Below are 22,239 nucleotides of genomic sequence, written 5' to 3' on the forward strand. Positions count from 1 at the left end.
CCGATGGGCATAATGGGGGCATGTGTGGTCGATATGTCCTTTTCAGTACAACCGAGACCCTAGTCAAAGGTCTGGAACGGGAGCTGCCGGGCGTCGGAATAGTAGGTAGCTACGCCAGCGGCAATCAGCGGCCGAATTACAATATTGCCCCCACCCATGTGGTTCCCATTGCGCGCATGTTCCACGGACAGCCGGCCATCGGTCCTGCGCACTGGGGTTATCCGCCACGCACGATTTTTAATGCCCGCGGGGAAACGGCTTTCGAGAAACCAGCTTTCCGCGGGAGCCTAACTTGCCTTGTCCCCATGGACGGTTGGTACGAGTGGACGACTACCGATCCCGAGGGGCGCGCGGAGCCGAGCGGAAAGCAACCGTATTTCACCGCTCGGGAGGATGGAGAGCCGTTGTGGATGGCCGGCCTATGCAAGGTTGTTGACGGCCGATTGCATTCCACCATCATCACCACCGACGCCCCGCCGGGCATGGAATGGCTGCACAATCGGATGCCGAAAGCTCTGACACCGGACCAGTGGGAGTTTTGGCTGACTGCGACGGTGGGGTCGGCGGAGATGCGGGAACTGGCTGCGACTCCAGCGGGGGAGGGCGTTGTTAGGGCGCTATCCAGTCGCAAGGCAGATAGGGCAGTGGGCAACGTGTCGAACAACTATGCGGAATTGATCGGTGGCTAGGGACAGAGTGACTGCGGGGGAGCTCGCGCCAGCGCTGAGTGGGGTGGCTCCACAATGCGTAACGGTATTACAAGAGTAGGGACGGAGTTACTGCGGGGGAGCTCGCGCTAGCGTCGAGTGGAGTGGCTCCACAATGCGTAACGGTATTGCGGAAAAGTTACTCCAGATCCAGTACTAGCAATGAGGGGGAAAGCGCGTATTGCCGTCAGGAATACAATGGGGGCAGCACACGTTAACCCGAGTAGTCCAGAAAGGGATTACATGACCGTGGAAAACACTGAGCGCGCTCGCCAGGACGGCGAGTTGAATCGTGCGCCGGGTGAAAGCGATGCGGACCTTTTGCATCGCTTTGAGCGCGATGCGCTGCCGCTGCTTGACCAGTTGTATGGTGCAGCTTTGCGGATGACTCGCAACCCGGCCGACGCGCAGGATCTTGTTCAAGATGCGTACATGAAGGCCTTTAACGCTTTCGCGTCGTTTAAGCCGGGGACCAACCTCAAGGCGTGGATGTACAGGATTTTGACGAACACGTACATCAACTCGTATCGGAAGGCGCAGCGCCGCCCGGCAGAACAAAGCGCTGATGAAATGACGGATTGGCAGATGGCTGAAAGCGCGTCTCACGATTCAGTGGGATTGCAATCCGCCGAAGTAGAGGCATTGAAGCTGATACCGGATGCCCGTATTCAGCAGGCCCTGATGGATCTGCCGGAGGACTACCGGATGGTTGTCTATTACGCAGACGTGGAGGGTATGCCCTACAAAGAGATCGCGGAAATTATGGACACCCCGATCGGAACGGTCATGAGCCGTTTGCACCGCGGTCGGAAGAGGCTGCGTGTAGCACTAAAGGATGTGGCTGCCGAGCACGGCATTGCTATTAAGAAGAAGAACTCTGCGGTCGCTAAGAAAGACGAGGTGAACGTTCGATGACCGGTCCAAAGAATAAGTGTGAGGAGCTTCTCGAAGTGCTGTATGAATACGTCGACGGCACCGGGGGGCCACAAGCGCGTGCCGAGTTGCAACGCCACGTTGACGAGTGCCCCCAATGCTTGCAGGCGCTGGGATTGGAGCAGCAGGTTCGGCAGTTACTGCGTTCGTGTTGTTCGCAGCCTGCGCCGAGTGAACTCCGCACTCGGATTACTACGCAGCTTCGGGTTCGTTACGAGGTCCGCCGTTACGAAAATTAGGGCCGGCAGCTAGCCGGCAGCTGGCGGGCCGGCCAGAGCTCGAAATTGTGCTGGATGGTGCGCGGCAACGCAGTGCCGAGCGGACACACATTTTGCTACTCAACTATCACATAGCGCAGCTAAAAAGCCCGGATGACTCCTTGGGTGAAACAAGGAAACCATCCGGGCTTTGGCGGATCTCATCCACGGGGCGCTTTAGGAATTTGGGCGCTTTCCGTGGTTTGCCTTCTTCTTGCGGCGATCCTTACGCTTACGGCCACGCTTGCTCATTGCAGCTCCTTTGGTGGATTGAGGGGTTGAACCTTTAACCGCTACAGCTTATCTGCCACGGCGGAAAAACCGGTAATTAGAGGCTCAGGCGAGTACGGGTGCGGGTGCGACCGCGATTGTTGCGGCGCTTCAGTGCCCGACGCTCGTCCTCGGACATGCCTCCCCATACGCCGGCATCCTGGCCGGACTCGATAGCCCACGACAGGCACTGGGAGCTTACTGGGCAGCGGTTGCAGACCAACTTCGCTTTTGCAATTTGGGCGAGAGCTGGACCGGAGTTGCCTACCGGGAAGAACAGCTCTGGGTCTTCATCGCGACATACAGCCTTGTGGCGCCAATCCATGATCAATGTTCCTTTCGTTGAGGTGCTTTCTGTGCGGGCACGTAGAAACCCGCGGATGGGGATCCGTCGTTAAAAATGGGTGTGCGGCGAGATGGGCAGCGTGATCGCTGTAACTTTACGCCGGATGAAAGAGGAGGGTTTTTAACGAAGTTTGCCTTTCGTTAACCTCATGGCCTCTTTGCGGTTACTTGAAGAATCATCGCACGGAAATAGCGCCAGCGCTAGAGATAAATCGAAAAAGTGACGAAGCTCACACCAGGGCAATTTGAGTTTAGTTTCCCATGAGCCTATGAGAACGGAAGCTGCACCACTACCTGGGAACGTCTACGCACCCAGCGCGACGACCTTCGCGCCCCGCTTCTCAAGAATCGTTTGCCCTGTGAATGCTATCTCAACAGGGCCTTCGTACCCGCCACGATCTACACCAATGGTGCGTTCCACTTTTCCGGATGATGGATCTACCAACGCAATACCGTTGTCTCGCATTGGCACGGCAAGCTTTCCATTGAGCTCGGTTCCTACCCCCTGTGCCCCGGGGAGGGTCCACAATGGCCGGAAAGTCTCCGGGTTTAACGCCACCAGAGCTCGTCCATTAAACCACCCAGCCATGCTGCCGGTCTGGATCGTCAGGGGCTGGAAAGGTGCAGAATCATGATCTTGCAAGCGCTGATGCAAATCCGGTCCAACGTCTACGGGAAATTCCTCAAAGTGGCCTTCTTTATCCAGCGACTGAATCCGTGCTTTCTTTCCGCCCGCCGCGGGTATCGCAATCGCGGCGCGGTGTTCATTCGCGCCGATTATTTCACTGCCCGCTGGAACGCGGTACACGTGCCACGATTCCGGGGCATCTGAATCCTCAGGCGTGGTGTTGAGCAAACGCGCGTACTTCTTGCCGTTCTTCTCTCCAGGGCACTCCTGCACGGTCGCCAGCAGTGTGCCCGCCGTCCCCACGGACGTGAAGTTGCAGTGTGTATATTCCTGCTTGCCCACTTTTACGGGTGTAGGCATTTTTCCCACTTCCACTGTGCGCACCAGATCGCTGCGCCACGTCTCTAAACGTGCGGGCGAAAGAATTCCGATGATGTCCTCACTGCGGAAGCTAGCAACATCGTCGGGCGCGATGCTGTCACGCGTGCTCCAGTACTGGCCCGTCTTGCTATCAAAACTGATTGCCTGGCCACACCCCTTGGGGCCACGAAAAACCACGGTTGTTTTTTCCCAACCCTTGGTTACCGCGCACACGTCTTCGCCCTTGTTGTAACTCCACCGTTCGGCTCCGGTGGCAGCTTCCAACATGCGGACCTTCGTTCCGTTTATTTGGACGACGCCCTCTTGGTCCACCACCAAGTCTTTCCCTTGGGTGGTTGTGGTCCACAGCTCACGTGGGCGCTGAGGCAGCTCCGCGTTTCCTGTTGCGAGGACCGTTGAGCTGTCGTTGGCAACGTGGTGTTCCACACTGTGGGCGTCGGAAGTTAGCCACACACCCACGCCTCCCACCAACAGGCCAGCAGCGATGAGCGCGGAGGCGATAATGTCGCCGCGCGTGCGGCGCTCGGGAGAGGGGAGGGAAAACCGGCTGGGGGACATGGGGCTAACGGGTTCCTAACACGCGGCGGGGTGACCCCACGCGATCGGTAACGTCAGATGGCAGATTGAAGGCCTCGAGGAATTCCGGGGAGGAGGAGAACCACTGGGGTGGATTCGCTAAGTCCAGCTCCAGAATCTCGCAGAGGGAATTGAACCGATCTACCTCGTCCCAACCGACCAAGGTAACCGCCATGCCTGTGTGGCCGGCCCGCCCTGTGCGACCAATGCGGTGCACGTAGGCGCGGGGGTCCTCGGGGCTTTGGTAGTTGATCACGTGGGTGACATCTTCAACGTCGATTCCGCGGGCGGCCACATCGGTTGCCACCATGACATCGACCGTGCCGTTGCGGAAGGCCTCTAGGCACTGTTGGCGCTCAGCCTGCTTCATATCGCCATGCACCGCGCCAACCGCAAAGCCCAACTGGCCTAGGTCGGAGGCCACGAACGCTGCCTGCTTCTTGGTGCGGGTGAATACGATCGTTCGGCCGCGGCCAGGGGTTTGCAAGATGCGGGCTAGGGCGCTCATGCGATCCAGTTTGTGCGATTGGAAAGCCAGTTGCACCGTGGTGGTGTGGGTTTGTTGTGCCTGTGCCTGATCTGCTTGGATCTGCACGGGATGGTGCATAAAAGTCCGCGATAGCGCCATGATCGGCCCCGGCATGGTGGCGGAAAATAACATCATCTGGCGGTTGTCGTTAGTTTCTGCAATCAACGCCTGGACATCCTCTAAGAATCCCTGGTCCAGCATTTCATCGGCTTCGTCGAGGACCACGATCTCCACATTGCCGAGTAGCAATTCACCCCGTCGGTGAAGATCCAATAGGCGACCGGGCGTTCCCACCACAACGTCGGCGCGCCCGTGATGAAGCTGGTCAATCTGGGTTTCGAATCTCACACCGCCGTACAGCGCCAGTACATCGAGGTCTGGGAGGAATTGAGCGGCGATGGTCAGGTCGTCGGCCACTTGAATGCACAATTCGCGAGTGGGAACAATAACCAGCGCCCGGGGAGTGCCGTCGGGTGGAGTCACGTGGGCGTCGTCAAAAACCCGGTCCAACAAGGGGATGCCAAAACCGTAGGTCTTGCCCATGCCCGTGCGAGCTTGCCCGATCAGATCCTTGCCAGCCAAAGCGAGAGGGAGGCACAACTCCTGGATCGCGAAAGCGTGTGTGATGCCACGAGTGGCGAGGCCATCGCAAATCTCTGCGGCGACGCCCAAGCTGAGAAAGGATGGGTGCTCGCTGGGGGACAAGGTTGGGGGGTTCCTCTCTGCTCGTTTCACTTCTCCATGCGGGGCCTGACGGGGCCCCGAACGGTGTGGGTATGATGGAAACATTACTGCAAGCCCAACGAGAAAAGGACGGCAAACCTTCCTTATGCAGATCAAGATCGGCTTTAAGCACAATTCCCGCGAGCTCAACATCACCACTGAAAAGGGTCAAGAAGAGGTCGTTAACCAGCTGCAGCAGTTCCTCGGCAGCCAGGACGATACCACTGTGGTTGAGGGGGCCAAGGGTGCCCGCTTCCTCCTGGTTCGAGACCAAGTCGCATACGTAGAGTTCGGTGCGGAGAACAAGACATCCGTCGGTTTCATCTAAAGAGATTCATCTAAAGAATCGCCTAGAGGCGACCCCGTATTTTTGATCTTGGCACTTCCTTCGCTCAGCCTTGGGTGAGAACCTCACCCGAGGTGCGAATGATCGGTTCATCCCCTGGAAGAAAGCACCCGTGGAACATCCTCGCTTTGCTATACCGGAACCCGATAGGCCCACCCAGCACACCGTTGCGACGTGGGCCCGTTCGCATTGGGTAGCGGTGCTGGCGGCGGTTTTTGTTGTGGTTTCTTTACTCATTGTGATCAGCATTCAGGGCTCTAAGGGGGACGACGCCACGCAGACCCACGCCACCGAGAACCACCAGTCCACGGGTGGATCCGAATCGCCGCATCGCACCGACCAGCCGATTCCGGCGGGAACCCTGAGCAACGTCACACTGGGGGAGCTGCCACCCGGTGGGCCGTACACGAACAAAGGTAGCGGCAAGTACCGCACTGTTGCGGGCGACGGCAAAAAGGTCGGCGAGGGTCGCGAAGACCATTACACGTATGTTGTTGAGGTCGAAGACACCATCGATGCGTCCGCCTACGGCGGTGATGATGGGTTCGCCGCGATGGTGGAAGCTACCTTGTCCAACCCGAAATCATGGATCGGGGACAAAAGGTTTTCGTTCCAGCGCGTGGATGGCTCGAAGGAAAAGAATCCAGATTTACGGGTTCAGTTGACGAGTGCGGAAACCACGCACCAGGTATGTGGTAACGAATACAAGCTGGAGACCAGCTGTTACATGCCAGAGGGCAATCGTGTAGTGCTCAACGAATCCCGTTGGGTGCGCGGCGCGGTCCCATTTGAGGGTGACCTGGGGGGATACCGGCAGTACATGATCAACCACGAGGTTGGCCACGGCATCGGCTACCCCGCGCACGTGGGCTGCGAGAAAACGGGCGACCTGGCGCCCATCATGATGCAGCAAACCCTGAGCTTGAAAAACAGTGAGTTGTACAAGATCAACCCGGATGAGGTCTACGACAACGACGGCAAAACATGCCGTCCGAACCCCTGGGTTTTCCCACTGGATAAACCAGGCGGAAACAGGCTCCCGGGAAGGAGCGAATAGTGGTTGCTGATTACCCTCAAGACGGGACCCACGAATCCCAAGTTCCGGCGCATATCTTGGCCAGCTATGGCGTGGCGTCGGCCCACCCAGTGCAGTTAGACGAGGAATGGAGTGGGGGCTGGCGCTGCGACCGAGCGGTGCTCTCGCCAGCGGACGAACCTGCGCGGGCAGCTTGGATCGCGAAGGTCATGGCAAAAGTCCGCCCCGCGGGGGTTACGGTGTCCCGGCCGATTTCGTCCAGCGACGGGCGCTTTAGCGTGTCGGGGTGGCGCGCGCGGACTTTCATGTCCGGTGATAGGGCGCCCCGCTTTGACGAAATGGCCGCGGCCGCATTGCGCCTGAACGAAGCCCTGCGGGGAATTCCATGGCCGGCGGTAATGGACGAGAATCCGCTGCGGGATCCGTTTGCCGCGGCCGATACCGCTACTTTCGCCGAGGACCCAACGGTCCATATCACCGAAGTTTTGGGCGCGGATTCCATTCCATCGGCAGGGCAAGCGGAGGCACTGGCAAAGGCGATGTCGCTGGTGGGATTGCGCAAGGAACTGGAGGCTCCAGATCAGGTGGTGCACGGTGACGTGGCCGGATGCGTGATTTTCGATGGGGCTGCGGATCCCGTGATCACCGATTTCGTTCCAGCTCATCATCCCGCGGGGTGGTCGGTCGCACTGTTGATCGTGGATTGTATGGCCTGGGGGAACGCCCCCGATGCGCTGCTGCAACGGTGGGGCCATGTGCCCGATTTCAATCAGCTGGCCTTACGCGCGGCGATGTACCGCCTGTTTGCGCATGCCATGTTGGGGGACCAAGCGAATCCACAGGCATTGCCCGGCTTGTTACGGGTGGCGGACGTCGTGGCGGCCAAAATCGAACAGACCTAAGTGGAGTGTCGTGGACGGATGCCATACTTGACACCATGGTTGAAGCACACGAGGTATCCCCACTGGCCCGGCGCATCGGTGCGGGGGCAAATCCGGAGGTCACGCTGGTTTCCTCCAGCCCGCACTCCGGTTGCTCCCACCGCGTTTTTGATGGGCTGGCCGCGCAATTCATCGCTCACGAACCTTCCGTGGACTACTCACGGCCATTTGCTGTGTTGGGTGGCCCCGGCACGGGTAAAACTTCTTTTTTGATCGACGCCGCGCTGGCCCACATCCGCGCTGGTGGGTTGGTGGACGAGATCATGTTCGTCACGCCGTCCAAGGAATCCGCCACTCGGGTGAGGAACGAAATCTTTCATGCGTTATCCGATGGCGATCAGTATGCGGGTACGGGCGCGATGGTGCGCTCGGTACACTCGTGGGCTTTCGCGTACTACCGCGCGCATATGGTGGAGCAAGAGCAGGTGGCGCCGCGGTTGATCAGTGGTGCGGAGCACGACATCATTATTCGCGAATTATTGCGCGAACATGCTGCGACGGGAACGGGGCCGTGGCCCGAGGACGTTCGGGAAGCCGTGGGTTATGTGGGGTTCGCCAGGCAACTGCGTGATGTACTGCTGCGTGCCACGGAACGCGGTGTGGGTAGGGAGCAGCTGCACCGGCTGGGACAGGAATACAACCGGCCGATGTGGACTGCGGCAGCGGAATTCTTGCACGAGTACCAAGGTATCGCCAACCTCGCTGGCGCTGTGGATGTTAATGCCTCCGAATTGATGCACAAGGCCAATCAAGCGATGGATGCAGCATCCGAATCCCCGCAGATGCAGCGGCGTATCGGTCAAGTTAAGTTGCTGCTGGTCGACGATGCCCACAACCTGGACCCCGCCGCGGGTCGGTTTATTGAGTTCTTTATCCCCGCCGCAGAGCGGGTGGCGATTGCGGGTGATCCGGACCAATGCGTGTTCCACTTCCGAGGGGCGGATGAGGCATTTTTGAACAAATACGCGCGCTCGGCCGAGGGCTCTGCACGCGATTCGGCGCGTGAGTCGGTGAATGGCTCGCCTGAAGCCTTGGCGAAGGGTATGCCGAGTGCCGGCACGTCGCGGATAGTTTTAAGCCGTTCCCACCGTATGACCGACCAGACCTGCCGGGCCGTGAATCAATTGCAGAAACGCCTGCCGTATCAACCCGCACGCATGCCCGTGCGTGGAACCGAAGATGTTGATCGGGGCCTGAGCTGCGTCATCGCACCCACTAATACCTCCCACAACCTAGCCGTGGCTGATGCGCTGCGACGTGAACAAGCGCGGGGAACTAAGTATCGAGATATGGCCGTCATCGTGCGCTCTGTAGGGGACATCCCGGCACTGCGACGGGTCCTGATGAACCACGGGGTGCCCGTGCAGGTGGATTCCACGTCCATAGTGCTGGCAGAACAACCCTTGGTGGAATTGCTGTTGCTGGCCGTGCAGGCAACATATCAGCCACTGCAGCCGACAGAGTTGAAATTGTTGCTGGAGAGCATCGTAGGTGGCGCCGATGCCGTCATGGTTCGTCGCCTGGAACGAGCGGTAGCCAAAGCCGTGCGCAATCAGCGGTTGAGGGATAACGAAGAAGCTCGGCAGTCGCTACCCAATGGGCGGCCTTTTCAAGCGATTGATTATTTAGCCTGGTACCTCAACACCGGGGAGAATGCGCCGGAATGGGTTGTTGAACTCTTCAGCACCCGAGAAATAGAGGTATTCCAGCGTGTTACTCGGGTTCTCCGCGCGGGTCGGGAAGCTCAACAACAAGGCGCTGGGCCGGAAATTGTGCTGTGGCGGATATGGCAAGCCACCGAGCTATCTAGCGCGCTGCAAAACCGCGCGCTGCGAGGGGGAACCGTAGGCGCCCAGGCGGATCAGGATCTCGATGCTGTCATGAACCTCTTCGACCTAGTGGGTGACTTCGTAGAACGCAATCCTCATGCCAGCGTGAAAACGTTCGTAGAAGACGTACGAGCTCAAGAACTGCCCACGGGCGGGCGCGACCGGCGGGGGGTACAACCCAATGCGGTGGAAATACTGCCTGCCCACGGTGCTGCTGGGCAGGAATGGCAATTTGTTGTTGTCGCGGGAGTACAAGAAGATACGTGGCCAACGACCAGCCCTACCGTTGGAGGGCTGTTCAGCCAACTGGACCTCGTGGACCTTCTGGATCACAATATGGGCGAGGCAGGGCGAATGCCCTCGCTCGCGGAGATTACCGCTAGCCGAATCGCCGCAACTATCGCAGAGGAACGGCGCTTGTTCCTGCTGGCGATTTCTCGGTCGCGTGGCGCGACGGTGGTCACAGCCGTTAACAACACCGGCGATGAAGGATTAGAGCCCTCCCGCTTCATTCAAGAAATTGTGGGCGGAGGTGCGTCGGAACAAAAGGCGACTCACACCGAGATCCCAGTGACGGAAGCCCCCGAGCTGCCACGCGTGCTAGCCGTAGAACCAATGGTGGCGGAACTACGTGATGCCGTGACAGATAAAGACCGGCCACACCACGAGCGGGTAGCAGCCGCCCGGAACCTGGCGCGACTGGCGGATCACGGTGTGTTCGGCGCGCACCCGGAGCAATGGTGGGGCATGGCCGAAGGATCCACGGATCAGGTGATTAATCCTCAGCAAATCCGGTTGAGCCCTTCGCAAATGGAGCGCATGGAGGAATGTGTGCTGCGCGCGTTCTTGGATCGCAACAGCGGTGAACAGGAACGCACAGAAGCGATGCGTGTGGGCGAAATGGTGCACGCGATCGCCGAAGGATTTGTTCACGGGCTGAGCTTGGAAGGGGCCCTGCGGATTGTGGACGTTGTGATCCCAGAAGTCTCCACGCACGCGGGGTGGCGAACGGAATCGCTGTTGCACAAGTGGACCGAGGGCATTGGGCGGTTGCATACGTGGATGCGCGGTCAACTAGATGGGTTGGATCCCGCCAAGAATGAGGGGGCTGTGGCCGAGCAGATCCTGCGTACCACTATTGGCAGCACGGACGACGGGATAGAGGTTCTGTTGTCCGGACGTGCGGATTTGCTGATTACTCAAGCGCGGACGGCCGATTCCGATGGTTCAACCTTGGGGACCTGGGTGATCGATTTCAAGTCGGGCAGTTCTCCCATTTCTTTGGATCAGGCCAAGGAATCACCGCAGCTCCGGGCTTATCAATACTTGTTGCAGGCTAGGGCCAATGACCCTGCAATGGGCGAGGACCGAGATAAATGGCGGCCACTGGGTGCGAAACTGGTCTATCCGAGTGCCGGTGCTAAATCCGTGACCACCCGGGAACAAATTAGTACCGACGGCAATGATGCTGCCGACGAAGATTTTCGGGCGCGGGCATTGCAGCTGGCCGAGCGTTCCAATGGTCCCCAATTAACGCCCACGCCTGGAAAACACTGCGACAAATGCGGTTATAAATTCCTTTGTCCTGCCTTCAATACCAACGAAAGGGTGATCTAGATGCTGGATGCAGATCGCGCTATTTTCACGCCAGAAGAAATCGCCGGCTTCATTCGTGATGGCATGGGGCTGGACCAATCAGATGCCTCACTGCGCGTGTATCCCAATCCGACTGATCAACAAGCGCAGGTCATTGGCTCTAGGCCCTCCGGTGCATTCCTGGTGGTTGCGGGGGCAGGCGCTGGGAAAACCGAAACTATGGCGGCCCGAGTGGTGTGGCTGGTCGCTAACGGTTACGTGCGCCCCGAACAGGTGTTGGGTTTGACGTTCACACGAAAGGCAGCCAGCGAACTAGCCCACCGCGTGCGTAGTCGCTTGGAAACGCTGGCGAATTCGCAACTGTACCTCGGCGCATTGGCGGCAGATGATCCGCGGCGCCGGTGGCTGAGCAATGTGGCGCCAACCATTGCGACTTACGATTCTTACGCCGGCACCATTGTGCGTGAATACGGCTTGCTGGTCCCGATGGAGCCAGCTGGACGGATTATCGGTGATGCCGAACAGTGGTTGATCGCGAGAGAAGTGGTGACGAATTACGGTGGCACCCTGAGCGTTGACAAGACCATTCCATCGGTGATCTCCGATGTGCAGGCGCTATCGAATGAGGCGCAGAGCCACCTGGTCGATGTGGACCAAATTAAAGAAGAATCCCTGTCGGCTATGCGTGATCTCGAGGGATTGGAATCGACGAAGAAAAAGGAACCGGATTACCTCAGCGGCGAGAATCAGAAGTTCCACAACGCACAGAAACAACGCATTGAGCTGCTCGAGTTAGTGCGGGAATACCGGAACACGCTGCAAAAGCGCGACCTGATGACTTTCGATCAGCAAATGTCTATTGCTGCTGAATTGGCCACCAAACATCCACGCGTAGGAGAGGAACTGCGCCAGCGCTTCCGGGTCGTGATGCTGGATGAGTACCAAGACACAGGCCAGGCTCAGCGAGTATTGCTGCGGTCGCTGTTTGGGGAAGGTAAAGACCCCGGATTGGCGGTCACCGCAGTGGGTGACCCGATGCAATCGATCTACATGTTCCGTGGTGCCACGGCCTCGAACTTGGAGAAATTCCGGGCAGACTTTTCGCCGGCACAGAAACTCGAGCTGACAACCTCGTGGCGCAATCCCTCCACGGTGTTGACGTTGGCGAACGTCGTCTCGCGCTGGTCGATGGAAGATCGGCCATTGGTCTCCGAACTGAAACCACGCGCCGGATCCGATGAAGGCACCGTGCGGGTGGCTTTTCACGACGATAAAGAACAAGAAATCACCTGGCTTGCGCAGCATGTGGCACAACACTGGGAGGCTTGGACGGATTCCGATCAGGCAAAACCGTTTTCCGCCGCCGTTCTGGTTCGCCGCAATGCCGACGCCGTGCCTATCTACGAAGCCCTGCGAGAGCTAGGTGTTCCCGCCGAAATGTCGGCAGGACCAGGCCTGTTGGAAATGCCTGAAGTAGAGCAAGTGTTGTCTACCTTGCGCGTGCTTGTCGATCCCAGCGATGACGAGGCCATACTGCGGTTGATCACATCCACCCGGTGGGCCTTGGGAGCCGCGGATATCAAAGCACTGTCCGATCGTGCGAAACAACTGCAGCACGCACAAGTTGAGACGGAACACACCACGGGGCCAGCTGACCAGCGCCTACAACCGTTGGCGGATGTGTTTGAGCGGCTGGATAATCCTGCACAAGTCCCGAGTGGTTCCGGGGCTAACCGTGCCACCAAACCCGGACAGAACTTGCGGGAGGAACTACAAGGAGTACTCGAAGACCCGGTAGCGGGCACAGTCGGTTTAGGCGACGCCCTCGCGGATTTGGGTGAAGCCACAAGTTTCGGAATGTCCCCTGTAGGGGCAACTCGTTTAGAGCAACTGTCCGCGGAGCTGGGGTTCCTGCGCCGTCACAGTATGTCGAAGTCCCTGCCAGACCTTGTGGCGGACATCGAGCGGATGCTAGGCGTGCGAACCGAGGTACTCACCCGGTGGTATTCCGCACCCGAATACTCCATTGGCACCAGTCATCTCGATCGATTTGCGGAAATTGTGCGTGGGTTTAGCGAGATCTCCGGGGCCAGCGCCAGCACCCTCGTGGAGTACCTTATGGCCGCCAAGGACAAAGAGGATGGCTTAGAAACCGGCGAGGTCACGAAGAAAGACAATCTGGTGCAAATCCTCACCGTGCACAAGTCCAAGGGACTGGAGTGGGACCTCGTGGCCGTGCCACACGCGGGCCGAGGAACCTACACCGATGCGGAAGCACCCACTACGCGCGGTTACAAATGGACCGACAATGCCACTCGATTGCCCACGCACTTACGTGGTGACGCGGAAGCATTCGAGGGGCTGGCGACTATGCCCGTCTTGGACCTTTCGGGGGTGGAAAAACGGTCGGATCACTCCAAACGTGTCGCAGGCTTCAAACAGGAATACAACCGTTTTGAAGCCAAAGAAGACGACCGCGTGTTCTACGTGGCCATCACCCGCGCCAAAAAGAAGTTACTGGTCAGCGGGTCTGCGTACCGTGAAGGCAGTAAATCACTCGAGGACCCTTCTGTGGGGCTGGTGTTGCTTCGCAATGCGTTATTCGAAGCCGCGGGCACACGGTGGAAAGCCGCGGAGGAGATTAAAACTATTGAGACCGTGCCCGTGTGGTCACCGCTGGGCAAGCTCCGCAAGAAGGAAGCAGATTTCGAACCGGCCGATCCATCAAATCCTCAGCCAGGCGGGCGCGAACGCAACCTCATGCTGAACGATGTCCTCGCATTCAATGACATCCGCCAAGCGTTGATCGACGAACTGCAACAAGCACCGGCCCGGGTGGGGAATGCAGCACCCTGGCCTCGCTCCGCAGCTCCTTTGTTGAGCGCCCGTCCTGGTGCCGAGGAAGGCGCACAGTTAGTGCGCCAGGCACTAGAAGCCCTGAAGCAGGGCTCTCCGCAGGGCGCAATTCAGCCAGCTGCTTCATCCACGGCCACGACTACCGGTGAAAGCTGGGACGTGGAAACAGCGCAGCTCATCCAAGAGTTACGCGTGGAAGAAACCGCAAAGATCGAGATTCCGCTGGACGTGCGGCTCACCGCCACGGAAGCCGTGGGCCTGCGGCGTGACCGGGCGGAATTCGCGAGGCGGCGTCGACGTCCAGTGCCTTTAGAACCCAAGCCATACGCCAAGCGAGGTACGGCGTTCCACAACTGGGTAGAACAGCATTACGACCACGTCACGTTGCTCGATGATGAACAATTGCCCGGAGCCTCGGATGCTACGTTGCAAGACCCAGCGCTGGAACGTCTAAAAGAACTGTTCCTGCAATCCGAATGGGCCGCACGCACACCTGCCAGTATCGAAGGGGCGTATTCTGTCTCATTGGCTGGGCACGTGTTTGAAGGTCGGATCGACGCCGTTTTCCACTTCTCCGATGACCCAACGAAGGGCTGGATGGTCGTGGATTGGAAAACTGGTAAAAAGCCCACCGGTGAAGACATGTCCGCAGCCAAGATGCAGTTGGCCGTGTACCGGTTGGCATGGGCACAAGTTTTGAGCTCTCAACTCGGGGTAGAAGTACCCGTTTCGGAGGTACGCGCGGCGTTCCATTACGTGCAGGCCAACGAAACGGTAGAGCCAGATAAGCTACCCTCTGCTAGGGAGATCGAACAGCTTTTGACCGATCCCGCGAAGTAAAGTTCGAACTACGTTAGTGAGGCCACTGCATGAATGACGGTATGCGCGACCGTTTTCGAACGGGCACGGAAGTTGATGAGCTTCCGGCGCACTCACTGCTGAACATTCTTCGTATCCCCAGTCCCGTGGTGCAATCGCCGTGGTTGCTTATCACTCGGAGAATGGGATACGCGTTGGCCCTGTTGTTGTTTAATGCGTTAATCGCTTATGTTGATCGCGATGGGTACAACGACATCAAAACTTTCGTTGATGCTCTGTATTACGCGGCCGTGTCACTATCGACCACGGGTTACGGCGATGTTACCCCGGTGACACAGCAAGCCCGATTAATTAACATCATCATCATTACGCCAATGCGTGTGGTGTTCCTGATCCTCCTCGTCGGTACGACATTGAGCGTGCTCACCGAGGAATCTCGTAGAACGTTCCAACTCAGACGATGGAGGAAGAAAGTGCGTAACCACACGGTTGTCGTTGGCTACGGAACCAAGGGACGCTCCGCTATTGCCGCACTTTTGGCCGATGGTGTGTCCCCGAACCAGATTGTCGTCATCGATGACGATCGAGACGTGCTGGAAAACGCCGAAGCGAAGGGACTGGTCACCGTTGTGGGCTCAGGCACCCGCTCTGACGTGCTGCGACTAGCGGGAGTGAACAGGGCACGGGCCGTTGTTATCGCCCCCAACCAAGACGATACGGCGGTTCTCATTACGCTGTCCGTGCGCGAGTTGGCGCCGTCGGCCATGATCGTGGCCAGCGTGCGCGAAGCCGATAACTCCCACCTGCTGCGCCAATCAGGGGCCGATTCCGTGGTCGTTTCGTCCGAAACCGCGGGCCGACTGATGGGCCTTGCCACCGTCACTCCGTCCGTGACCGAGATGATGGAGGATCTGCTGAGCCCGGACGAAGGCTTCTCCATCGCAGAACGCCTAGTCCGAGAAGAAGAAGTGGGTGGCAACCCGCGAGTCTTGGAAGACGTGGTCTTGGGAGTGGTGCGCTCCGGTGAGCTATACCGAATCGACTCCGTGGAAGCTGAAACCATTGAACCCGGTGATCGCATTCTCTTCGTTCGTTCTAACGCGGGCCCGGAGGAGGCGCTGCAACAGTGACGGATATTCTAGCTGGGCTGGACCCCGATCAGCTCCGCGCCGCCACGGCCCAAAGGGGGCCCGTGGCTATTATCGCCGGCGCCGGCACCGGAAAGACACGAACCATTACCCACCGCATTGCGCATTTGGTGGAAGGCGGTTATGTCAACCCCGATCGCGTGCTCGCCGTGACGTTCACGAACCGCGCCGCAGCGGAGCTTCGCGAGCGCTTGGTGCGCATGAACGTCCCCCGAGTACAGGCGCGCACGTTTCACTCCGCGGCCATGCGTCAATTGAAATACTTCTGGCCACGCTATGCCGAAGGGGTGGAATGGGAATTCCTCGAGAACAAGTTCCCCCTTGTGGCACGAGCAGCCCGCAGTCAGCGGCTGGAAACCAACAAGACCATGCTGATGGACCTGCTTGGCGAAATTGAATGGGCGAAATCTTCGTTAGTTGTGCCCGAGGATTACCCCAAGGTCATGGATGCCAACCGCCGGGACTGCCCCGTGGATGCCGATAAGTTCGTGGGAGTTTTCCAAGCCTACGAGCAGATCAAGGTAACCGGAGAACGATTCCTGCTGGATTACGATGACCTGCTGCTGCACATGGCCGCTGCCTTGGAAACAAACGCGGGGATCTCGGAAGAATTCCGTTCGCAGTACCGCACGTTTGTCGTTGATGAGTACCAGGACGTCACCCCGCTGCAACAGCGGATGTTGGATGCCTGGTTGGGGGATCGCGACGATATCACGGTGGTGGGCGATGCGAACCAGACGATTTACAGCTTCAACGGTGCAACCCCGGAGTACCTGCTGGACTTCACGCGGCGTTTCCCTGAAGCCACGACGGTTCGCCTGCAGCGCGACTATCGTTCCACACCGCAGGTAGTCGAACTCGCGAATAAAATCATTGAAAAAGCCCAAGGCCGTATCGCCGGATCCCGCCTGCAGCTGGTGGGCCAGCGACCCGCAGGTGCAGAACCGGAATTTCACGAATATGCCGATGAAGCCGCGGAAGCCAAAGCCGTGGCCGAGGGCATTCGCGATCTCATCGCGGCGGGTGTGCCAACCAGCGAGATTGCCGTGCTGTACCGGATCAACGCGCAATCGGTGCTGTTTGAAAACGCGCTGACTGACCTCAGCATCCCCTACCAAGTCAAAAACGGCGCGGGTTTTTTCAATCGTCGCGAAGTCGCCGAAGGCATGCAAGCCCTGTTCCGCGCTGCGGAGCGTTTCGATCCGCAACCAGGGGAGGTCTACGATGCGGCCCTCGCGGCCCTGCACTTGGTTGGTTTTACACAGAAGGAACCCAGCGGCGCGCAGGAGCGCGAACGTTGGCAGTCGCTGAATGCGCTGGCCAACCTCATCGGGGAGATGGTTCAGGACAACCCCGAGCTCTCCCTGCGCGCCATCATGCTCATGCTGCGCGAACGTGCGGAGTCGAAGAATCCACCGCGAGTCTCGGGTGTGACCCTCGCCAGTATCCACTCGGCTAAGGGGCTGGAGTGGGATGCGGTGTTCCTCGTGGGGCTCGTGGAGGGTACCTTGCCTTTCCACTTGGCGCTCAAGGGCGCGGGTTCCGCGCAGGCCATCGAGGAGGAACGCCGTCTGATGTACGTAGGCGTTACGCGTGCGCGGGAGCACCTGCACTTGTCGTGGTCCCAAGCGCGCCGGGAGGGCGGTCGCGCCAATCGCCGCCGCACCCGTTTTCTGGATGGCCTCGTTCCAGAATATGGGGTGGACACCACGCTGGATTCATCTTCTACCATCAGCAGTGCACCGAAGAATGCGTGTGTGGTGTGCGGGTCCCGGCTGACCACACCTGAATTCAAAATTATCGGTCGGTGCGGATTGCATGCTCCGGATAATGACCATGTGCTAGTGACGGAATTGCGGCAGTGGCGTTTGGGCGTTGCCAAACAGCGCGGGGTGCCACCTTACGTGGTGTTTACCGATGCCACGTTGAAGGCCATTGTTGCCGATCAGCCCACCTCGCTGGAGCAGCTAGTCCAAGTATCTGGAATTGGTCCGGTGAAGGCGGAGCAGTTCGGCGAAGACATAGTGTCGATCGTGGCGAACTATGCGTAGGAATTCACGCCTGTCGTGGATGAATCTTGATGAGGCTGCGTAGTTAACCCGCCAACCGGCACACTGGGTGCACACGTGATGGCGGGGATGGTGACTAGAGATGGACGTTAGCCCGAGTACACGTATTTAACCCGCCAACCGGCACACCGGACAATCCGTGGCAGGGGCCACGTGAGTGACCTCGCTGCGGCCCGTACTGGGATCCAAGATGGTGCGTCCAATGAGGGCAGCGGGAATACCGTCGTCGGGCCGACCCGCAGCGATCCACTGCAGCATATGCCGGTGCACTAACTCCGCCACAATCGTGGCCGCCACGGTCGAAGCCGTTGCCGCCGCACCCGCCGGCCGCGCGGTGGCCTGCATCCTTACGCCCCGCCACCCAGCATCGAATTGTCGATAATGCTGGTCGAAGCATGATAGGCAGGCGGTTTTTCCTGGCACGACCAAGGGGCCGATCACCACGCGCTCGTCGATGACCCCAAAGGGAAGGTGTGGCACGCGATGAGCCATAAGGGAAAACTGTACGTCACCGGGCGGAAACACCATGCCCCCAAGCAATAAGGTGCTGGTGGACCTGGTGGTGGCGTCGAGGCTGACCATGTGGGCGTCGATATCCTTAGCCAACAATGCAGCGTGCGTGGCGGAAGTTAACTGCCCCGTGTGCAACAACCGCACATGAGCCGGTGGGGCTTTGGGCAGCAGGATCCGAGCGCGAATAAGTTCACCCACGATGTCTGTGGCGACCGCCGTATCCATACCACAGTAGCCAAGGTTAGCGATCACGGTGGAGCGTTCCGAACCCAAGCGACAGCCCAACATAACGTGTGCAACCTGCCCAATCCGAACGGTCGTAGGCAGCGGCAAAATCACGGCGTGCTCCGGCAGAATGTGGAACTGCAGTCCCACACCCGGCCGGGCAATCACCGACGTAGTCGTCGGTAAAAAGAGCATTGTCCCCCCAGGATGCCCCTAGTTTTGATTATCGTTCTTGTCTTCCCCTTCGATCCGCTTCTTCATCTCGGCCTCGAGCTTCTCGATTTCGCTGATGGGGTTGAAGTCTTCCATTTCTTTGTCATCGAGAGCAACGTGCCCGATAAAGGCGGCGGGATTGTCCAAGTCAGAGCTTACCGGAAGGAAGTCGGGATGATCCCATACTTTGTCGCGACGGTCTTGGCCTACGGCCTCTTCTAGTCGACGCCACAGGTCCGCAGCTTCGTTGGCTTTTGGAGCCGTGAAACTGATGCCGACGGCCTTGGTCAGCGCATCCATTGCCGGGGAGCCATTGTTGCGGAACGAGCTCCACGCGGCGCCGATCATTGCGGCATTGGGAATGCGACCCTCCAGTGCGGTGCCGACCACGTAGTCCACCCAGCCTTCAATCAAGGACAGGCTGGTTTCCAAACGCTCGCGGGCGTGCGCATTGGTGCTGACCACCTCGGGGGAGAGGTCCTGGCCCTGGAGTTTGTCCATCATCTCCTGCATACGCGCTGGGTCGCCCATGGACTCGGGATTGAACTCGCCCATTGCGTCCCGCATCTTCGAATCATCCAACGTGAGGCCCGCAGCGTATTCCTCCACGTCCAGGATGAGGCGCTCCTCCAGCCATGGAATGTGCTGGAAAAGTCGGTGGTGGGCTGCTTCGCGGGCGGCGAGGTAGATCAGAGCTTCCTGCTTCTCGCAGCCTAGTTTCGACGCCACGCTGTCTAAGTGAGCCGTGGCCACCGCAGCGGTGCTGCCGTTGGCCAGCGGCACGCCCCACTGGGTCGAATGCACCACGTCCTTGGCCATTTCTCCCAAGGTGGCCCCCAGTTGGGTGCCGAAATTCATGGAGTTGATTTGCTTGAGAATTCCCTCCATCGGTCCCAGTTGCCCTTGGAGCTCTTCCGGCATACCGGTGAGCGCAGCATCCCCTAGCTTGTCGGCGAGGGGAGTGATAACCCGCTTCCAGGTGGGCAGGGTTTCTTCGAGCCACTGCACGGGGCCGAATGCCACGGAGCTGGACGCGCCGGCGGGAAGGGGAGTGGCTTCATCCAGCCACAGTTCCGCGAGGCGCACGGATTCTGCGACGGCCTGGGACTGGGTGGATTCGGGCCGCTTATCCTTCTGGGCTTGCGCAATGTGCTGCCGGGCGATGCGTTCGGCCACCGCATAATTCACGCTGCCCTTGCCTTCAGGGCTGTTCATATCCGCACCGAAACCGCTGAGCATAGAGCCGATGTGGTTGAACAGGTCACCCATGTTTCCACCACCCATGTTGCCGCCCATGTGGCCACGGCCCATGTTGCCACCGAAGAAAAATCCAAAGGGATCGTTGTGGTTATCGTCCCTGCGGTCGTCCTCGGAATCGTCATCTGAGCCGTTGGATCCGAAACCGAATTTACTCATGCTACCACCGTACCGGTTTGCGCTGGTCGTGTGTGTGCGCTGGTAGCGAACATACAGTTACTTGGCGCGCGAATGTGAACACGCGCGTAGTCGTGCGGTCTATTCGTGTCGTCGTGCCAAGGCACTAAGGTATAACAGGTGAGTTTTTGGAATCGTCGTAACAGGACCGTCGTGCTTGGCGCGGTACCCGTCGTGGTGCTGGCCTCCCTCGTGGGGTTGCCACAGGTACCCGGCACGAATATTGACCTGACCGTTCCCTACGCGGCCCAAGGTAAGGGACCGACTTTTAATACGTTGGGGAACGTTGACGGCAAAGATGTGGTGGAGATCTCCGGAGCGGAGGTCGACAAAACCAGTGGCAACCTCAACATGACAACCGTTGCGGTGCGCACCAACATGACCTTGGCACAGGCGCTGGGGCGTTGGATCGCTACCGATGACACTCTGGTTCCCATCGAGCAGGTTTTTCCTTCGGGAGTGAGTCCGGAGCAGGTGCAGGAACAAAACAATGCAGCCTTCGCCGCGAGTGAGTCGAACGCTACAAGCGCGGCAATGAAGTACCTGAACCGTCCCATGGAAACCATGGTGGTGGACTTGAGCGATAAGGGCCCCGCCAAGGACGTGCTGGAGGTCAACGACGTGATCACCGAGGTGGGAGGGGAGAAAATCACCGTGCCCGCCGACCTAGCCAAGAAGATCGGGGCGCGGAAGCCGGGCGAAACCGTCAAGATCAAGGTGCTGCGGCACGCCCGTACGCAAGAGGTCGAGGTGAAGCTCGCGGAAACCCCCAAGGAGTTCCTCCCACAGGGAGCGAAAGGCCCCAAGGCATTCTTGGGTGTAACCAGCGTGGCTCAGCCTGCCGGTGATGTGCGCGTGAACTACAACCTCAACGATATCGGTGGCCCCTCGGCTGGGTTGATGTTCTCCCTCGCGGTGGTGGACAAGCTGTCCCCGGGGGAACTCACCGGCGGGAAGTTCATCGCCGGCACCGGAACCATCGATTCTGAGGGCAATGTGGGGCCCATCGGAGGTATCACGCACAAGATCGCGGCCGCCGCAGATGCGGGAGCCAAAGTCTTCCTCGTTCCCGAGGACAACTGTGCAGAGGCCGTCACCATCCCGGATTCCGTGCAGGACAAGGGAATTAAGTTGGTAAAGGTCGATAAGCTCACGACCGCGGTCGACCAGCTCAATAAACTGAATGCGGGCGAGGAACCACAGGTCTGCACCGGCAGCTAGAGGTCACTCGGCGGAACTGGCCGATTACTCGGCGAATGTGTGCCACCCAACACGATGGCTGCGGTGGTGTGCGCGACCCACGCGGAACTGGCCGATTACTCGGCGAATGTGTGCCGCAGGGTTGCGATGACGCCCGGCGCCAAATCGTCCCCGCCCATCAGCTCGATTTTGTCTTGCGCGAACGGGTCAGCTGCGAGTTGTTCGTCCGTGGGCCGCAACTGCACAATGCTGCGCTCGGCACCCGATCCATTGCGGTCGTCGAGGATTCCGGAAAATAGCCGCGCGGCGCGCGGCGTGCGGTCGGCGCCCTCTGCGGAATTCACGAAAGTGATTTCCTGAGCCACGATCGCGCCCACGACCTGTTCCGGCCACGTGACGGTCGCAATAAATTCTCCGAGTTCTTCGGACCCCGGCTGGATGTGATCCGGTACGTCTTCCTGGACCACGAGAGCCAAAGGATTGGCGCCGTCTTCGAGCTCGAGGGCGTCGGCAACCAAAGCAAAAGGCACCAGAGCGAATAGCGTGGCTGGTTGGTCCCACCCCTCGGCGTGCACGAAATCAACAGCTTCGCGTAAAGCGGCGTTGAGGATACGATCGTCGTGCAGGTCGAGGGACATGGGTAGGTGCCTTTCCGCAATAAAGAG

18 protein-coding genes are annotated in these 22,239 nt (G+C 59.0%); 11 read left to right on the forward strand and 7 right to left on the reverse strand.

The genetic code is table 11. From position 1 onward, the window contains the following. The first annotated feature begins 20 nt into the window (after window positions 1–20). From HMPREF3098_RS03970 to rsrA, 3 genes are all read left to right on the forward strand, one after another. On the forward strand, window positions 21–689 hold the full coding sequence (locus tag HMPREF3098_RS03970; protein WP_070434076.1) for an SOS response-associated peptidase: 669 nt from the start codon (window positions 21–23) through the stop codon (window positions 687–689). Between the two features lie 261 nt (window positions 690–950). After that, window positions 951–1,622: a sigma-70 family RNA polymerase sigma factor gene (locus HMPREF3098_RS03975; RefSeq protein WP_210385933.1), complete on the forward strand. Its 672-nt coding sequence runs from the start codon at window positions 951–953 to the stop codon at window positions 1,620–1,622. Then, window positions 1,619–1,879 carry a mycothiol system anti-sigma-R factor gene (gene rsrA, locus HMPREF3098_RS03980; RefSeq protein WP_070434077.1) on the forward strand — a complete coding sequence of 87 codons (261 nt, stop codon included), beginning with the start codon at window positions 1,619–1,621 and terminating at the stop codon, window positions 1,877–1,879. Before HMPREF3098_RS03975 ends, rsrA begins: the two co-directional genes overlap by 4 nt. A 195-nt stretch (window positions 1,880–2,074) precedes the next feature. On the opposite strand, the gene HMPREF3098_RS12050 is transcribed toward rsrA, so the two are convergent. From HMPREF3098_RS12050 to HMPREF3098_RS03995, 4 genes are all read right to left on the reverse strand, one after another. Further along, the gene (locus HMPREF3098_RS12050; RefSeq protein ID WP_011274008.1) at window positions 2,075–2,149 is read right to left on the reverse strand and encodes a 50S ribosomal protein bL37; all 75 of its coding nucleotides are present in this window, start codon (window positions 2,147–2,149) and stop codon (window positions 2,075–2,077) included. A 76-nt stretch (window positions 2,150–2,225) separates the two neighbouring features. Beyond that, window positions 2,226–2,492, reverse strand: a complete 267-nt coding sequence (locus tag HMPREF3098_RS03985) for a WhiB family transcriptional regulator (RefSeq protein WP_035114826.1) — start codon at window positions 2,490–2,492, stop codon at window positions 2,226–2,228. Window positions 2,493–2,816: 324 nt separating this feature from the next. Continuing rightward, window positions 2,817–4,079, reverse strand: a complete 1,263-nt coding sequence (locus tag HMPREF3098_RS03990; RefSeq protein ID WP_070434078.1) for an Rv3212 family protein — start codon at window positions 4,077–4,079, stop codon at window positions 2,817–2,819. A gap of 4 nt (window positions 4,080–4,083) precedes the next feature. Next, complete coding sequence (locus HMPREF3098_RS03995; RefSeq protein ID WP_070434079.1) at window positions 4,084–5,331, reverse strand: DEAD/DEAH box helicase; 1,248 nt, start codon at window positions 5,329–5,331, stop codon at window positions 4,084–4,086. Between the two features lie 124 nt (window positions 5,332–5,455). Here HMPREF3098_RS03995 and HMPREF3098_RS04000 point away from each other — a divergent pair, with 124 nt between their 5' ends. The 7 genes from HMPREF3098_RS04000 to HMPREF3098_RS04030 all read left to right on the forward strand — a co-directional run bounded on the left by HMPREF3098_RS04000 (window position 5,456) and on the right by HMPREF3098_RS04030 (window position 17,971). Beyond that, window positions 5,456–5,677, forward strand: coding sequence for a DUF3107 domain-containing protein (locus HMPREF3098_RS04000; RefSeq protein WP_083284060.1), 222 nt, complete (start codon window positions 5,456–5,458; stop codon window positions 5,675–5,677). 151 nt (window positions 5,678–5,828) lie between these two features. Beyond that, window positions 5,829–6,752: a DUF3152 domain-containing protein gene (locus HMPREF3098_RS04005; RefSeq protein WP_371440949.1), complete on the forward strand. Its 924-nt coding sequence runs from the start codon at window positions 5,829–5,831 to the stop codon at window positions 6,750–6,752. Continuing rightward, window positions 6,752–7,633 (forward strand): TIGR02569 family protein, encoded by an 882-nt coding sequence (locus HMPREF3098_RS04010; protein ID WP_070434082.1) that lies wholly within the window; start codon window positions 6,752–6,754, stop codon window positions 7,631–7,633. Before HMPREF3098_RS04005 ends, HMPREF3098_RS04010 begins: the two co-directional genes overlap by 1 nt. Before the next feature lie 35 nt (window positions 7,634–7,668). Continuing rightward, window positions 7,669–11,118 (forward strand): ATP-dependent DNA helicase, encoded by a 3,450-nt coding sequence (locus tag HMPREF3098_RS04015; RefSeq protein ID WP_083284063.1) that lies wholly within the window; start codon window positions 7,669–7,671, stop codon window positions 11,116–11,118. Beyond that, the gene (locus HMPREF3098_RS04020) at window positions 11,119–14,793 is read left to right on the forward strand and encodes a UvrD-helicase domain-containing protein (RefSeq protein ID WP_210385935.1); all 3,675 of its coding nucleotides are present in this window, start codon (window positions 11,119–11,121) and stop codon (window positions 14,791–14,793) included. Window positions 14,794–14,822: 29 nt separating this feature from the next. Further along, complete coding sequence (locus HMPREF3098_RS04025; protein ID WP_035114829.1) at window positions 14,823–15,902, forward strand: potassium channel family protein; 1,080 nt, start codon at window positions 14,823–14,825, stop codon at window positions 15,900–15,902. Further along, window positions 15,899–17,971 (forward strand): ATP-dependent DNA helicase UvrD2, encoded by a 2,073-nt coding sequence (locus HMPREF3098_RS04030; RefSeq protein WP_070434083.1) that lies wholly within the window; start codon window positions 15,899–15,901, stop codon window positions 17,969–17,971. The genes HMPREF3098_RS04025 and HMPREF3098_RS04030 overlap by 4 nt, the downstream gene beginning before the upstream one ends. 126 nt (window positions 17,972–18,097) lie before the next feature. Here the strand turns inward: HMPREF3098_RS04030 and HMPREF3098_RS04035 are convergent, their stop codons facing one another. After that, window positions 18,098–18,922, reverse strand: a complete 825-nt coding sequence (locus HMPREF3098_RS04035; protein WP_070434084.1) for a TOMM precursor leader peptide-binding protein — start codon at window positions 18,920–18,922, stop codon at window positions 18,098–18,100. 18 nt (window positions 18,923–18,940) lie between these two features. Then, complete coding sequence (locus HMPREF3098_RS04040; RefSeq protein WP_070434085.1) at window positions 18,941–20,356, reverse strand: zinc-dependent metalloprotease; 1,416 nt, start codon at window positions 20,354–20,356, stop codon at window positions 18,941–18,943. A gap of 138 nt (window positions 20,357–20,494) precedes the next feature. Between HMPREF3098_RS04040 and HMPREF3098_RS04045 the strand changes: the two genes are divergently transcribed. Further along, entirely contained in the window at window positions 20,495–21,595 is a 1,101-nt protein-coding gene (locus tag HMPREF3098_RS04045) for a YlbL family protein (protein ID WP_035114833.1), read from the forward strand. A gap of 95 nt (window positions 21,596–21,690) precedes the next feature. Here the strand turns inward: HMPREF3098_RS04045 and HMPREF3098_RS04050 are convergent, their stop codons facing one another. Beyond that, entirely contained in the window at window positions 21,691–22,212 is a 522-nt protein-coding gene (locus tag HMPREF3098_RS04050) for a PPA1309 family protein (protein WP_070434086.1), read from the reverse strand. Window positions 22,213–22,239 lie beyond the last annotated feature (27 nt).

The organism is Corynebacterium sp. HMSC28B08 (assembly GCF_001806865.1).
In the GTDB taxonomy this organism is placed as follows: domain Bacteria; phylum Actinomycetota; class Actinomycetes; order Mycobacteriales; family Mycobacteriaceae; genus Corynebacterium; species Corynebacterium auriscanis.